Origin of the sequence: Legionella genomosp. 1 (assembly GCF_900640215.1) — a bacterium.
In the GTDB taxonomy this organism is placed as follows: domain Bacteria; phylum Pseudomonadota; class Gammaproteobacteria; order Legionellales; family Legionellaceae; genus Legionella_C; species Legionella_C quinlivanii_A.
The window spans coordinates 97,513-112,905 of the sequence record NZ_CAAAJH010000007.1 but is presented as its reverse complement, the minus strand read 5'-3'; the positions used below and the strand labels follow the sequence as shown (position 1 = coordinate 112,905).

Here is a 15,393-nt window from a genome sequence, read left to right as displayed (position 1 = left end):
CTCTCTCCCCAGAGGGGCGAGAGGACTTTAAGGAATGATTCCATTTAAGAGAACCCCCTCTCTCTAACTCTCTCCCAGAGGGAGAGAGGACTTTAGAATCCCCTCTCCCTCTGGGAGAGGGTCAGGGAGAGGGTTGATTTAACCTCTCTTTGCTTTCTTAAGGATTATATTCCAGCGGCGGTTTTCAATTGATCTGCCCGGGACGTTTTATAAGCCAACACAGCCACTAAAATCACACCAAGCAAGGCGCAAAGCGGGATTACACTCAGAGAGGTTTGAAAAGTTGACAGGTTATACACGGTCTCTCCCGCTTGGATAACGGACTCTTTTTCCATCAACTGACCAATGATAGTATGGAAAAAAGATCCCCCCAGCATATTAATGCAATTTAAAAATGCGACACTAACACCCAGTAACTCCGGCTTGACCAGATCTGCTCCGGCTGAAAAAATAATCACCTGGTAACAGCAGAGAACACCGACCACGAAAAGTAAAAGTTTCAATTCAAAATGAGTCAAAGAGGTCGAATTAAGGATCCAGAACAAAGCCGTGGCCATGCCCACTCCACAGAAAGCGATGATGGAAAAATTTCCTGCTCTACGCGCAAGCAGGGCCAGCAGTGGGCCGCCGACCAGCATGCCGATGAAAATAAACGACATGAGCTGGGCCGCCTGGCTCTTATCAAAATGATAGGCGCTCATCAAATAAGAAACGCCCCACACATCAGCGAATCCCTCAAGTGCTCCAACCATCATGAAGTTGGCTAATGCCAGAAACCAGATGAGAGGTGATTTCAGTAAGGATTTGAATTGACGGCGATTAAAACAGCCTGACGTTTTGCTGATGCCTGCTGCAGTGTTTGAGCGCAGCAGTAAAAAGATGCCGCAGCCTAAAACAATTGCGAATAATGACAAGCCTAAAGCCACCGGTTGCCAGCCCTGGGATTCAATCAACTGGTTAACTGGTTTACCTCCATAGATGGCTCCTGTTAATCCTAGTGTAAAGGAGAAACTAATCATTCTGGAATACTGAGACGCAGGGAACCATTCTGAAATGATCTTGGAAACACCCAGAAAACCTACCGCTGAGCCGGCTCCAATCAGGAAGCGGCTTAAGCAAGCCAGATACCAGCTCGAGGTAAAACTAAAAAGCAGCGTTGCGAAACCACATAGTATGGCGAATCCGGAAATCACATAGCGGGCACTCCATTTCTCCAGCATCATCGCCACAGGTATTTGCATGCCGGCATAGCCATAATAATAGAGGGCAGCAAGAACTCCAAATTCACTGGCATCTATGGAAAAACGGGTCATGATGGGTTGCATCATCAAGCCCGGCCATAGGCGAAGGATGAATTGATAAGTAAAAAATGCTAAAGGAAAAAGCCACATTAAAAGAGGCCGTAATTTAAAAAAGCTCATCTTCTCGCTCACTTTCGGAGGTTTTCAGGAATTAGATAAAATTTTAAGGCGTAGGTAGATAGTCGGCTTTTCAGCCGATAATAATGAAAGAAATGATGTATGTGGAGAAGTTTCCAAATAGCATTTGTTCTGCGCTAATAGTGTATTAGTCTGTCGATTATACCGGTTTTTTTTTGGCTATGGAAGCCCTTAAATGAACAAATTGTCCGGTCGGTCCAGTAAAGGCTTTAGCAGGCTTAATTCGTCAACATGTTTTTCAAGGCCGTCAAATGTGATTTGGCAACTGCCTTGGCTCGCTCTTCATTTTTTTCACCTGATTTGCCAAACCATTCAATGCTGTCGACAGGTAATTCCTCAAGAAAGCGGCTGGGCTGGCAATCCTGTACTTCGCCGCCGCGCCGTCTTTGTTTGGCGAGACTAAGGCAAAGCTCGCGCTGCGCTCTGGTAATTCCAACATAAGCCAGGCGGCGCTCTTCTTCGATCTGATCTTCGTCAATACTCACCCGGTGAGGCAATAAATCCTCCTCCATGCCGACCAGATAGACAAAGGGAAATTCAAGACCTTTAGATGCATGCAAAGTCATTAACTGAACTGCTTCCCTGTCTTGTTCATCACCCTGCTCGAGGATATCGATAAGGATTAATTTATTAATGATATCGACCAGATTTTTTTCGGGATCTTTATTTAGTAACCGGTCTATCCAATCCAGCAACTCCCAGATATTTTCCATTCGCTTCTGCGCCTTCGCAGGCGTATCACATTGTTCATAAATATAAGCTTCATAACCGGATTCCTCAACCATCTCCCGAAGCGTTTCCGCGACCGCCTGGCTTTCGAGACGTTTGTTAATTCCCAGCATCCATTGCTTAAACTGTTGCAAAGCCTGGCGCGGTTTGTCCGCCAACAGTTCAGACAGAGCCAAATGGTCCGAACAATAAAACAGGCTTTCGCCACGGTTTTGGGCATAATTCCCAAGGCTGTCCAGGCTTGATTCCCCAATTCCTCTTTTAGGAGTATTGATGACACGCAGAAATGCAGCATCATCCTGGGGATTACAGAGTAATTTCAAATAGGCGAAAATGTCCTTCACTTCGCTTCGCGCGAACCAGGATTGGCCGCCGCTTATGCGATAGGCGATGCCATGATGGCGGAGTAATTTTTCAAAAACACGTGACTGATGGTTTCCACGGTACAATATGGCGTAATCGCCATACTGTTTACCATGACGTAATTTATGGCTTATCAAATCAGCAATAACCTGTTCAGCCTCATCTTGCTCATCCTTACAGCAAAGCACGCGCAGCATCTCCCCATAACCCAGTTCGCTCCACAGGGTTTTGTCGAATAAGTGGGAATTATTGGCAATCAGAGTATTGGCGACATGCAGAATTCTGCCCGTAGAACGATAATTTTGTTCCAGTTTAATAATTTTAAGTTGCGGATAGTCACGTTGTAACTGAGCAAGATTTTCAGGCCGTGCACCTCGCCAGGCATAGATAGACTGATCATCATCGCCGACTACCGTAAATTGTGCGCGAAGACCAGTAAGCAGTTTGACCAGCAGATATTGGCTGAGATTGGAGTCCTGGTATTCGTCAATCAGTAAATGACGAACACGATTTTGCCAGTAATCTTTTACTTCTTCATGTTCAAGCAAGAGGTTAACAGCCAGTAAAATCAAATCATCAAAATCGACGGCGTTATAAGCCCGCAATGAAATTTGATAGCGTTCGTAAATGGGAAGTGCCTCAAGAAAAATGGGGGTGTCTGGCGTTTTGCTGCTCAGGTGCTCTGGCTTTAGCAACTCATTTTTCCAGCGCGAAATCTGATGTTGTATTTGTGCCAGATACTCTCGGTCATTACTTTTACCCGGGGGCAGAAAATTACGAAATAATTGCAGACAATCCTCGCTGTCGAGAATAGAGAAACCTGATTTTAAACCGCAAAGCTTTACATGCTTTTTAATCATAGTCAGACCCAGGGTATGAAAGGTGGCGACCTTAAGACCCCGTCGGTGCTGTGCAGATAAAACCGAATTGACCCGGGAGCGCATCTCATTGGCTGCCTTGTTAGTAAATGTTACTGCGAAGACAGAGCGGGCCTGATAACCGCATTCTTCAATTAAATAGGCAATCTTTTGCGTAATAACCCGGGTCTTGCCGCTACCTGCGCCAGCCAATACAAGTAATGGTCCGTCTATATAGCGCACAGCAGCCATTTGCTGAGGATTTAACATACCACAATCCGAAACTCAAAAGAGGAATTATCACCTGACAAGCCTGAGCAAACAATCATAAATGTGTTAGAATTAACAACATTTAATGCCTGAGCGGAAAAAAAAGCGTTTTTTTCGCGAAATATGAATAATTAATGAGTGAGAAAAAAATTGGATAGTTTGCAGAGTTTTATATTTGAGCATGCCAGTATTCGAGGGCAAATTGCTCATCTCCATGAAACCTATCGGACCATTATGAACCAACATGCTTACCCGGAAATGGTTAAATATTTGTTGGGTGAGGCATTAGTATCCTGTTTACTGCTATCAGGCAGTATTAAATTTGAGGGTGATTTAAGCCTGCAGTTCCAGGGTGACAAACGTCTGCCTCTGTTATTGGTCCAATGCGATCATCAACTCAATTTAAGAGGATTTGCCAAGTTTCAGGAAAATCTTGAAATAGAGGATTATGCCGAGGCTTTTTTGAAAGGCCAAATGGTGCTCACCATCAATCAGTATCATAACACTCAGGCCTATCAAAGCGTAGTTCCCATTCTTGCTACTTCCATGAGTGAAAATCTGACCCATTACTTTGCCCAGTCAGAGCAGGTTGCCACACGGGTGTGGCTGGCAGTGAATGAAGAACGGGCAGCTGGCATGCTGCTACAGCTGATGCCAGGTCAAGATAGCCTGCAACGCGAGCAGTTCTGGGAATATGCTGTTCATCTAGGGCAGACAGTAAGTGAGAATGAGCTTTTAACTCTGGATAACCAGACATTGCTTTACAGGCTCTATCATGAGACCGAACTGCGTTTATTTGATGAAAAAGCGACTCAATTTAAATGCCGCTGCAGTCAGGAAAAAATGAAACAGGTGATCGTAGTTCTTGGCGAAGAAGAGGCCAATAAACTGTTAGCCGAGCAGGGCCAGATTAATATCAGCTGCGATTTCTGCAATAGCCATTTTTCATTTGATTCAATTGATATCGCCTTGTTGTTTCGAAAGAAATAAATGAAATAAAGGGAGTATCTGGCATGAAGCCTCTTTTGTTATCCAAACAGGCTGGTAGTATTTTACCTGTAATTCAGGCTCCGAACTCAGGACTTAAACTGCCTTGTTTAGTCGCTGGGGGCATAACCAGTCCTGCTGATGTCGAGAAGCACCTCAGGAATAGCGCCCATGCTGTTCAGGTGGGTAGTCTGTTTTTAACCGCTCACGAATCGGGCACGTCACATGCCTATAAGCAAGCCGTGTTGAATCAGTTCGCCGATAAAACCAGCCTGACCCGCGCATTTTCTGGCAAGTTGGCCCGGGGGGTAGATAACCGCTTCATGAATAAGATGCAAAATTCTTACACGCTTCCCTATCCTGCGCAAAACAAGCTGACCAGCCAATTGCGAAATTATGCGAAACAGCTTGAGAATGCCGAGTATATGTCTCTGTGGGCTGGAACGAGTTCCTGGAAGGCAAAGGCTTCACCGGCAGCGCAATGCTTTAATGAACTTATTGGACGCTGATACTTGCGTTTCTACCTGGAATCAGCTTTACGCGCCGTATTTTTCACGGCGCATATCGGTTCTGCTTAGTCCTCCACTCTTACCTCGATACGTTTTTCCTTAGGCGTGGTTCGCTTGGGAATGATTACTTCGAGCACGCCATGTTTGCATTTAGCGCTGATGTTCGATTCATCAGCAGATTGAGGCAAGCTAAATCGGCGATAAAACTGTCCTTGCGAACGTTCTATTCTCGAGTAACCTTCCTTACCCTCTGTTTTTTCAAAATACCGCTCTCCTTGAATCGTCAATAAATTATTTTCAAGGGAAATATGAATATCTTCGGATTTGACACCTGGAATATCCGCGACGACCAGGAAGCGATCTTTTTCTTCCTTGATGTCCACTGCTGGAGCCCAGGTGCCGGTATCCACAAAGGAAGCATCGGTCTGACCTTTGAAGAAATGCTCCAGCAGGCTATTGATATCTTTACTGATGGGAAAATAATCACGTTTTAAACCATTCATAACTTTCTCCTTACTGTAATTGATCTGTGTAAGAAATAAGTAGGGATTAATCTGGTTTTTTCAAGTTGACGTGATTGCTGAATTTGCCGTCTATTGAAGCTTAATTTCAGGGTGCATTTGGTAATTCATTGGGATCAATTGACAACTGCTGTTCCGAATCAAGCGGCTTGGCTTGGTATGTTTGGCAATTATTAATTTCCAGGGTTTGATTGGCAGTAACTGCGCAAACAATACGAAAGCCTTTGGGATTATAAAGATAAAGTGTCATGTAATGAGGATCTTTACCTTCAAGATTAACAATGTAGTTCTCCGGGTTTGGCATCGTCTCTAATTGTCCACTTATACATTGAGCCAATACGATGCCATCCTCTTTATTGCTTTGCTTGGTATAACATTGTTTGATGGTTGTCGTTACATTATCAATAAAATCATCCGCGGCATGGGTCACCGAAAAGGGAAAAAGAAAGGCAGTCAGCAAAATTAATAAGCGTCCATTCATAACTTATCTACAAGTAAAGGTTTATTAAATTATACAATATCCAGCGGAAAATGATAATTTTCAGTTTGATCCAAAAGTATTTTGAAATGGAGATACGCGCATAGCCCCAAACTTAATTGGCTGCTGCAGATACGGCATTCTTATGAATCAGGGTTGAATTCAACAATTGTTTAATTACTGTTCCATCAAAATGCAACGTTTCTGCCGAGAGAGGCGTTTTTACACTATTTTCAATAATTAAATCAGCTCTTTTTTTATAAGGTTTCACATATTGTTCGTACATGGGCTTCACATAGCGCGTATACTGAGCCATGACTTGCTCTGTTGTGAGTCCTCTTTCCTTGGTGTCGCGTTCAATCCGTCTGATTAAGCAGACATCGGCCTTTGTTTTTACGAATATTTTTATGTCGAATAAATCCGCAATATAGTCAGGGTAAAAAATTAAAATGCCTTCAACAATAATGACGGATTTGGGGGTTATCCTCCTGGTTTCTTTTTTACGCGTGGAGGTTGAAAAATCATATAATGGAATATCGACTGCCTGTTCCCGTTTTAGTTGTTGTAAGTGTTGAGCCAATAATTCAAATTCAATACTGTCAGGATGATCAAAATTCACTTCCAGAAATTGTTCCAGGGGTATGTTTCCCAGGCCTTTGTAGTAATTGTCAGAAGAAATAATAGTGCAATGCTCTGAACCCAGATATCGCTGAAGTTCTGCAGCAACCGTGGTTTTACCTGAGCCGGATGCCCCCGCTATACCGATGAGAATGCTATCCACTATTCACTCCCCAACTGATTAATTTATGAAGAGTTAAGGCCTGGCATAGAAGAGAATGCCTGTTGTCTTATCCAAGTATAAGCAAGATTAAAGAAAAATGCTGAATACAGCGGGGATTTAACTGCTGACACGCACAGTAATATCTCTGGCGTCCGAATACCCGTGATCATCAATTACCCGAACCACAAATTTTCCGGGCCTGGCTGCCCATAACAAGGGTTGATCACTGGCGGTTTTGCCCAGGTAATTATCATTGATAAACCAATAGAGATTGCGCACATCCGCATCAGTAACCGCTGAAAGAGGAATAATGCTCGGCTGATCTGAATTGGCTTTGACAATATAATTCAGCTCAGATTGAGGGGAGGATATTTGCAAAGCCAGTGATTTTCCTGCTGACAGATTACAGTCAGCTTCATAGGCGGGGGGAATACGACGCTGTATACCTGCTTGTTTGAAAATCCGGGCAAGATCGGAGGGCCAGAATTCGTAAATTTCAAAGCGGGTGTTTTCATCAAAATGGCAGGTGCGAAGACCCGTCAATCGATTGATTGCTACTTCGCGATAGATATTATCAGTTTTAATGGGGGATTTTCCGGGGATAAACCAGCTCATTTCAGTATCTTTGCAGTAGCGGGTGGGCAATAAACCGGAAGCTTTACAAACTGGAATACGTGTTAAATTCATTCGCTCCGGGTGTTTCTCAATTGGCTTTAGCGGCCCATTTTCATGCTGGATGGCCTCCACCAGCTCGAAGAATAAGGGCGCTGCGATATTCTTCCCGACAAAAGCCGGGTTCCCCTTGTTATTGAAATTGCCTATCCAGACGATCAACACATAAGGACCGAAATTCCCAACCGTCCAGGCATCACGATAACCTGATGAGGTTCCGGTTTTCCAGGCGATGGGCAGGCTGCGTGATTTAAACAACAGATCGCTATGAGGTGTGTCTTTCAGCATTTCCAGTATAAGAAAACTCGCTTCCCGGCTTAATAAACGTTTACCGGTAACTGAAGGATCCTCCTTAAGCATGCGCAAAGGACGCCATAATCCCTCATTTGCCAGCATGGCATAGAGCGTGGCCAGCTCTTTCATCGTGACCTCTGCCCCACCCAGGGTTAAAGCAAGCCCATAGTAGGATTCTGATTTCAGCTGGCTGACTTGCGCCTGTTCAAGAAGACCAAATAATCCAGGCTTTGCCAGCTGGCTGGCCAGATAAATTGCCGGAATATTTCGGCTTAAAATGAGTGCTTCCTTTGCCCGGATAGGTCCCATGAAGTCATTATCAAAATTCTCAGGATTATAGGCACCGAAACTATGCGGCACATCCTTTAGTACGGTATAGGGATGAATTAAACCCTGATCAAGAGCCAGCGCATAAATAAACGGTTTAAGTGTGGAACCCGGCGAGCGTTTGATATCCATTCCGTTAATCTGCCCGCCTATTGCCGCGTCATAGAAATTAGCCGACCCCATTGCAGTTTTAACACTCATGTCGCGGGTATCAATCAACAAGACGGCCGCATTAAATGCGCCCACGCCTTTTTTACGCAGCAAATAGCGCCGGGTGATGCGTTCAGTCAGAGACTGTAGTTTCAGATTCAGAGTCGTATGAATTTCCTGCTGATTTCTGTGTGTACTTAACAGGCTATTCACAAAATGAGGCGCGGCAAAAGGGAGATCGCGAATTGTTTTCATCGCCAGCGGAAGTGTCATTGCATTCTGATAGCGTCGATCCTGGGGATGAATTTGCAGCCAGCGGGCAAAGAGTTTATTGCGAATTGTTTTGAGTTGTTGATTATGTGGTGTGCGTTTGCCAGGATTTTGCGGAATAACGCTTAAAGTCAGGGCCTGCGGCAAGCTCAATTGCATGGCCGATTCATTAAAATAAATCTGACTGGCTGCTCCAACCCCTTCGATGTTGCCGCCATAGGGGGCCAGGTTTAAATAAGCTTCCAATATTTGCTGTTTACTATAATGCCTTTCCAATTGAATGGCGCGAAAGATTTGCTGAAGCTTTCCCGGCCACTTTTTCGAATTAATATTAAAACGGATTCTCGCCAATTGCATGGTAATCGTTGACGCGCCCTGACGCCGCGATTGCACAACATAGGTTTCCCAGACTGCTTTCAGCATTGAAACCGGATTAAGACCTGGGTGTTTATAGAAATACTGATCTTCCTGCAGAAGAGCCGCTTCAACTAATTGCGGTGAAATTTTTGAAAGGGGTACATAAAGACGATATTTTTCATCACGGCTTAAACTAAGACGCAGAAGACGTCCATTGCTATCCCAGACTGCTGTGGAGAAAGGGAGCCCCTGCAGTAAAGGGGGTTTGGGTAGGCAGTAATAGCCCAGCGAAACTGCGGCACAAATGACCAGGAAAATTATGCTTAAACGATATTTCATAATTAGAAAACTAGTGATAAACTAAAGCCGCGCAGCGCATAGATGCAATGTAGAGCAAATTTAAATCAATTTGAATGAAATAGCCAGTAATATTTCCATTGAGACTAATTTTTGATTTTGGCTTCTATGCGAAAAATAAACAGGCTTTTTTCCACGCTCAGCTGGAATGAGTTTTAGAGAAAAGACTGATAGTTCAACCCCCCCATTTCCTGGTCACATCCCATGAACAAAAAATCTATTTTGAAACCATTCCTAGCTATCGGTGCGTTTTTTTCCCTGTTATTCGGTCGAGTCCATTGGAGCAGCCCACCCTGGATAAAAGGTGTCAGGCAGCAGGCAATTTCCAGACCGGGCCTTTTCTGGGGAAGCACACTCGTTGTTCTTCTGCTGGCAGCCAGCAGCATCTATGGCTATATCTGGTATAAAAATTTACCACAACCAGAATTGGTCATGGCGGTGATTACCCCGCCTGATATCACGCCTCTGGAAGAGGATTTAGTTCCCAATGATTTGATCATTAATTTTGGTATTCAGAGAGATGAACTGGTATCTCAATCGGTGGCACCGCTGAAACTCATTGGCAAAGAAGTGACCGAAGGAATTGAATTGATTCCAGACATGCCGGGGGAATGGGCATGGGATAATGACAGTCGTTTGATATTTACCCCTGAAAAAGATTGGCCAGCAGGGCAAACCTATGAAGTTCGTTTCAATAAAGAGGTTTTTGCCGCCAATGTCCAAATGGAAAAGCTTCGCTATCAGTTTTCCACCAAACCTTTCGAGGCAAAAATTGCTGAGCTTGGTTTTTATCAGGATCCTCTTGATGCCAAAAACAGGCAGATTGTCGCCACTGTCAATTTCAATTTTCCAGTGGACAGCAACAGTTTTGAAGAGAAAACCACACTCATTTTGCAAAAAATTAAGAATAATCAATTAGATCTTGATGCAAAGCATTTCAAATTTACAGTGAGCTATGATAAGTACAAACGAATTGCTTACCTCCGTTCGGAACCATTGTCACTGCCCAAGGTGTCTCGTTATGTGGACTTGATTATCCCCAAGGGTGTTGAGGCAGAAAGCGGCTCTGGCAAAACGGGAGAAAGTATCAGCAAGAACCTGTTGATTCCCGATGCCAGCAATTATTTTAAGGTAAGTTCCGCAGACGCATCCATTATTCGTAATGAAAGAGACAGACCCGAGCAGATTTTAAATGTGGAAACCAGCCTGGGAGTGACTGAGGCCGCTATCAATAAGGCGCTTCATGTGTATTTATTACCAAAAAACTACCCGGCAACTGCTTCTGAGCCTGAAAAGTCTGACTATGACTGGCAAAATCCCGGGGAAGTAAACGCGGCTATTCTTGCACTATCCAAACCTCTTTCATTACAGGCTTTACCAGCGGACAGGAATTATTCGAGCTTGCACAGCTATCGCTTTAGCAGCAATACTCCGCAATATCTCTACTTAAAACTTGATAAAGGCCTGAAAGGCTTTGGCGATTTTGATTTATCGACGGACTATACTGCCATTATTAAAGTGCCTGAGCTCCCGAAGGAAATTAGTTTTCTCCATAAAGGGGCTTTACTGGCCTTAGCGGGCGAGCAAATGCTTTCGGTCGCGGTCCGCGGCGTGCCAGCGGTTAAATTTGAAATTGCCAGAGTCTTGCCTGACAATGTGAATCAGCTGGTCACACAGACTCAGGGCGATTTTAATAATCCCTATTTTATTAATCAAAGTTTTAATCAGCAAAATATCAGTGAAATCTTTTCAGAGATTCAGCAGTTTGATACCTCCGATCTAACTAAGCAAAATTATACCGCACTCGACCTTGGGAAGTATTTGTCCGCACAAGCCAATACAGGCGGACCCCAGGGCTTGTTTCTATTGCAGGCGACCGGTTGGGATGTTCAGCAGAAACAGCCCCTTGATGTTAAAACCAGCCGTCTGGTATTGATGACTGATCTTGGATTATTGGCAAAAGATAATAATGACGGGAGTCATGAGGTATTTGTTCAATCGATTGCACAAGGCGCTCCACTCGCCAATGCCAGTGTTTCCATTCTTGGAAAAAATGGTCTGCCTTTGCTGACCCGCATGACCAATGAGCAGGGGCAAGCCAGTTTTCCTGTGTTAAGTGATTATGTGGATGAACGCGAACCTACCGTTTATCTGGCTAGCCTTGGCAGTGATGTGTCGTTTATTCCTTATAATAATGCCAGCCGTCAGCTCAATTTCTCGCGCTTTGATGTGGGTGGCCTCTACGTAAATAATCAGGATCTGCACAGTTTAAGTGCTTATCTGTTTTCGGACCGCGGAATTTATCGGCCTGGTGATGAGGCTCATTTTGGCATGATTATCAAACAGGCTTACGCCTTTTCACAACCAGCTGGCCTGCCATTGGAAGTACTTATAACCGATCCGCGCGGCACTACGGTTTTAGATAAAAAACTAACGCTTGATAACACCGGTTATCTGACACTGGATTTTCCGACTACGGCAACGTCTCCAACCGGACAATATCAGGTAAACTTATATGTTATTAAAGACAATAATCCACAAAGCCTGTTAGGCAGCACCAGCATTCGAGTAGCTGAGTTTCAACCGGATCGGATGCGAATCACCTCTTCTTTCTCGCAGAAGCCAACAGAAGGCTGGGTTTCTCCGGATAATTTAACTGCTCAGGTTAGCCTGTGGAATCTCTATGGCGCGCCGGCAGCGGATCGAAAAATCAGTGCGCGAATACTGCTATCGCCTCAGCGTGTGCAATTCACGAAATACCCTGAGTATATCTTTATTGACCCCTTGCTTGATCCATCGAAGCCGGCAAAGGTGTTTACTGAGGATTTACCGGAAACCCGCACTAATGATAAAGGTGAAGCCGAGCTGGCTCTTAATCTGAATCGCTTTGATAAAGCCACCTACCAGCTCACCTTTTTTGCGGAAGGATTCGAGGCGGAGGGCGGCCGTAGTGTAAATACTCAAAGTTCGGTGCTGGTGAGTCCTCTGAGCTATTTCATTGGTTATAAACCGGATGGGGATCTCTCATACATTAAACAGAACGATAAACGCAGTGTGAATTTTATTGCGGTGGACCCGCAGTTAAAGCAGCTGGCGATTGATGAGCTGAAACTCCAGTGGATTTCCTTGCGACCGGTAGTCACACTGGTAAAAAATCCCAATGGCAGCTATCAGTACCAGTCTATTATTCAGTCAACAGTACTTGAAACCAAGCCGTTTAAAGTGGACGAGCAAAGCAGTGCTTACGATTTGCCCACCCAGCAAATCGGTGATTTTGCAATCAAGGTGCTCGACAAAAACAATACTGAATTAAGCCAATTGAAATACAGTGTAGTGGGTAATAGTCAGCTTCCTCTGGCTAAAAATGCGGAATTGTCGGTCAAGTTGAATAAAGAAGAATATAATGTCGGTGAAGATATCGAGCTGCAGATTACAGCGCCCTACACGGGTTCTGGCTTAATTACTATTGAACGGGATAAGGTCTATGCCAGCCAATGGTTTAAAACAGACAGCACCAGCTCGATTCAGAAAATTCGGATTCCGGCGGATTTCCAGGGCAATGGCTATGTAAATGTGGCTTTTGTGCGCAATTGGGATTCTCCTGAAATATTTATCAGTCCTTTAAGCTACAGCGTGATGCCTTTTAGTGTAAATCATGATAACCGCGCAATTCATATTGCATTGAAGACGGAGGAAGAAGCAAAGCCGGGGATGCCTTTAAACATTGAATATCAAAGCGATAAACCCGGAAAGATCATTGTCTTTGCTGTTGATGAAGGTATTCTGCAGGTTAGCCGTTATGTTACGCCTGATCCTCTGGCATTCTTCTTCCAGAAATACGCCCTGCAGGTATTTACTCAGCAGACTGTTGATCAGATTTTGCCAAAATATATTCGCGAACGCGAATTGTCCGCGGTAGGGGGCGACGACGGGGAAGAACTATTAGCCAGTCATTTAAATCCCTTCAAACGTAAAACTGATTTACCAGTGGTTTTCTGGTCTGGTCTTTTGCCAACTGACACCACCGCACGGCAAGTGACTTACGAGGTTCCAGATTATTTTAATGGCAGCTTGCGCATCATGGCTGTAGCCGTTGGCGACAATGATTTGGGGTCTGCTGAAAAGCAGATTAAGGTGAAAGGTAATTTTATCATTAACCCGAATGTTCCCAATTTTGTAGCCCCGGGTGATGAGTTTGATGTGACGGCCAGTGTTGCCAATAATGTGAAAGGTTCGGGAGCTGCTGCGAAAGTTGATGTACAAATGTCAGCTTCTTCCGCATTGGAAATTATAGGCAATGACAAGGAAACGATTGAGATTGATGAAGGAAAGGAAAAAACGCTGCGTTTCCATGTGAAAGCCAAAGCCGAACTCGGTAATGCGGATTTGAGCTTTACCGCCAGCCTCGGTGATAAATTGAGTAAGATGAATGCCAGTTTAAGCGTTCGTCCTGCCAGTAGTTATATGACGACAGTAAAAAGCGGACGGGAGGCATCAAAATCGATGAATCTGCCGCTCGACCGGGCGCTTTATCCAGAGTATCGCCAGGTACAGGCTGCTGTATCGAGCAGTCCACTCATTTTAGTGGCAGGTTTGCAACGCTATCTGGAAAATTATCCCTATGGCTGTACAGAACAAATCACCAGTAAGGCCTGGCCTCTTCTGGCGATGGGTAATCAGCCGCAATTTGATAATGACAGCCAACAGGTTAAACAACGAATTGTTGAGACTATTCAAACCTTGGGCCAACGTCAGATGACCAATGGCGGATTCAGTTATTGGCCTGGGCTCGGTGACAATAGCAATAATGATTTTGCCTCAGTGTATGCCATGCATTTTCTAACCGAGGCCCGCGAGCAGGGCTATAATGTTTCTAACGACATTATTTATTATGGGATTAACTACTTAAAAGAGCTGGCTGAGCGAAAATATACTGATCTTTATCAGGGGCGCATACAGGCCTATGCCATTTATGTATTAACCAGAAATGAGATTATCACTACCAATTATCTGACCAACCTTCAGTTGAGTCTGGAGCAGGACAAAAATAATAATTGGCAGCAGGATATTACCGGTGCCTACCTCGCCTCGACTTATCAGTTACTGAAAAACTTCAGCGAGGCTGAGCGCTTAATCAAACAATTCAAAATGAATAATCAGTCAAACAATATGGGTGCTTTCTATGACAGCAGTATTGTCGACGCACAGTACCTGTATCTGGTTGCCCGCCATTTCCCGCAGTTATTGTCTTCAGTCGGGGAGCGCTTAATTATGCCTTTGGTTGAATCAATTAATGCGAATGAAATAAATACTGTACTTTCGGGCTATACCAGCCTGGCTTTAAATGCCTATGCTCAAAGCTTGCCTCCGGCACAAACCCAGGGATTATCCATCAAGGCGGTCATCGGTGGTCAGCAAACTTCTTTGGAGCCCATGGATAAAGCGTATCAAAAGGTTGATATTAATGATAAGACAACCTCTGTTACTATCGACAATCCCAATAAAATAAGTTACTTCTATCAACTGATCCAGGCAGGTTTTGATAGAAACAAGGTTGATAAACCTCTGACACAGGGAATGGAGGTATTGAGAGAATACCGTGATGATGAGGGCAATACGATAAGCTCAGTCGCCCTGGGTTCGGAAGTTGAAGTTCATATTCAATTACGGACACTCGATAATCGTTACATTAATAATATCGCCATTGTCGACTTGTTGCCGGGTGGATTTGAAGTGGTTCGTGACTCAGTAAAAACAGATAATATGGAGTATGCTGATATTCGTGAAGATCGGGTTATCTTTTTTGGCAGTCTCGGGGCTGAGGTTAAAGAAATTAGCTACCGGATTAAGGCAGTCAATATTGGACAGTTTACAGTACCACCTGTTTTGGCTGAAGCCATGTATGATCCTGCCCTTAAAGCACAGGGAGTCAGTTCCGTATTTTCAGTTAATCAGTAAAGTTGTTAAACTGCGTAAGCCTTTCACCCAGTGGAAGGCTCACTGTCATTAAGTTAGGAATTTTGTTAAAGGAA

The 15,393-nt window shown here is 44.3% G+C and carries 9 protein-coding genes; 3 read left to right on the top strand and 6 right to left on the bottom strand.

Translation table 11 applies throughout. The features are described 5' to 3' along the window. Nucleotides 1-164: 164 nt before the first annotated feature. The gene (locus E1O89_RS08670; protein ID WP_133139816.1) at nucleotides 165-1,421 is read right to left on the bottom strand and encodes an MFS transporter; all 1,257 of its coding nucleotides are present in this window, start codon (nucleotides 1,419-1,421) and stop codon (nucleotides 165-167) included. 236 nt (nucleotides 1,422-1,657) lie between these two features. Then, nucleotides 1,658-3,658, bottom strand: a complete 2,001-nt coding sequence (locus E1O89_RS08665) for a UvrD-helicase domain-containing protein (RefSeq protein ID WP_133139815.1) — start codon at nucleotides 3,656-3,658, stop codon at nucleotides 1,658-1,660. A 150-nt stretch (nucleotides 3,659-3,808) separates the two neighbouring features. On the opposite strand from E1O89_RS08665, the gene hslO reads away from it, so the two are divergent. Together hslO and E1O89_RS08655 are read left to right on the top strand one after the other, a co-directional pair. Beyond that, nucleotides 3,809-4,648 carry an Hsp33 family molecular chaperone HslO gene (gene hslO, locus E1O89_RS08660; protein ID WP_262337470.1) on the top strand — a complete coding sequence of 280 codons (840 nt, stop codon included), beginning with the start codon at nucleotides 3,809-3,811 and terminating at the stop codon, nucleotides 4,646-4,648. A 23-nt stretch (nucleotides 4,649-4,671) separates the two neighbouring features. Continuing rightward, on the top strand, nucleotides 4,672-5,154 hold the full coding sequence (locus tag E1O89_RS08655; RefSeq protein ID WP_133139813.1) for an NAD(P)H-dependent flavin oxidoreductase: 483 nt from the start codon (nucleotides 4,672-4,674) through the stop codon (nucleotides 5,152-5,154). A gap of 65 nt (nucleotides 5,155-5,219) precedes the next feature. Here E1O89_RS08655 and E1O89_RS08650 read toward each other — a convergent pair whose 3' ends face one another. From E1O89_RS08650 to pbpC, 4 genes are all read right to left on the bottom strand, one after another. Further along, complete coding sequence (locus tag E1O89_RS08650) at nucleotides 5,220-5,657, bottom strand: Hsp20/alpha crystallin family protein (RefSeq protein ID WP_112219340.1); 438 nt, start codon at nucleotides 5,655-5,657, stop codon at nucleotides 5,220-5,222. A gap of 106 nt (nucleotides 5,658-5,763) precedes the next feature. Beyond that, entirely contained in the window at nucleotides 5,764-6,156 is a 393-nt protein-coding gene (locus E1O89_RS08645; protein ID WP_133139812.1) for a hypothetical protein, read from the bottom strand. A gap of 112 nt (nucleotides 6,157-6,268) precedes the next feature. After that, nucleotides 6,269-6,934 carry a uridine kinase gene (udk, locus tag E1O89_RS08640; protein WP_165483110.1) on the bottom strand — a complete coding sequence of 222 codons (666 nt, stop codon included), beginning with the start codon at nucleotides 6,932-6,934 and terminating at the stop codon, nucleotides 6,269-6,271. Between the two features lie 117 nt (nucleotides 6,935-7,051). Then, entirely contained in the window at nucleotides 7,052-9,343 is a 2,292-nt protein-coding gene (gene pbpC, locus E1O89_RS08635) for a penicillin-binding protein 1C (protein WP_133139810.1), read from the bottom strand. 222 nt (nucleotides 9,344-9,565) lie between these two features. Here pbpC and E1O89_RS08630 point away from each other — a divergent pair, with 222 nt between their 5' ends. Next, the gene (locus E1O89_RS08630) at nucleotides 9,566-15,319 is read left to right on the top strand and encodes an alpha-2-macroglobulin family protein (protein WP_133139809.1); all 5,754 of its coding nucleotides are present in this window, start codon (nucleotides 9,566-9,568) and stop codon (nucleotides 15,317-15,319) included. Nucleotides 15,320-15,393 lie beyond the last annotated feature (74 nt).

Coding starts and splice junctions, on each gene's coding strand:
- pbpC (WP_133139810.1), bottom strand. CDS start 9,343: ATGAAATATCGTTTAAGCATAATTTTCCTGGTCATTTGTGCCGCAGTT.
- E1O89_RS08670 (WP_133139816.1), bottom strand. CDS start 1,421: ATGAGCTTTTTTAAATTACGGCCTCTTTTAATGTGGCTTTTTCCTTTA.
- E1O89_RS08630 (WP_133139809.1), top strand. CDS start 9,566: ATGAACAAAAAATCTATTTTGAAACCATTCCTAGCTATCGGTGCGTTT.
- E1O89_RS08645 (WP_133139812.1), bottom strand. CDS start 6,156: ATGAATGGACGCTTATTAATTTTGCTGACTGCCTTTCTTTTTCCCTTT.
- E1O89_RS08650 (WP_112219340.1), bottom strand. CDS start 5,657: ATGAATGGTTTAAAACGTGATTATTTTCCCATCAGTAAAGATATCAAT.
- E1O89_RS08665 (WP_133139815.1), bottom strand. CDS start 3,658: ATGTTAAATCCTCAGCAAATGGCTGCTGTGCGCTATATAGACGGACCA.
- E1O89_RS08655 (WP_133139813.1), top strand. CDS start 4,672: ATGAAGCCTCTTTTGTTATCCAAACAGGCTGGTAGTATTTTACCTGTA.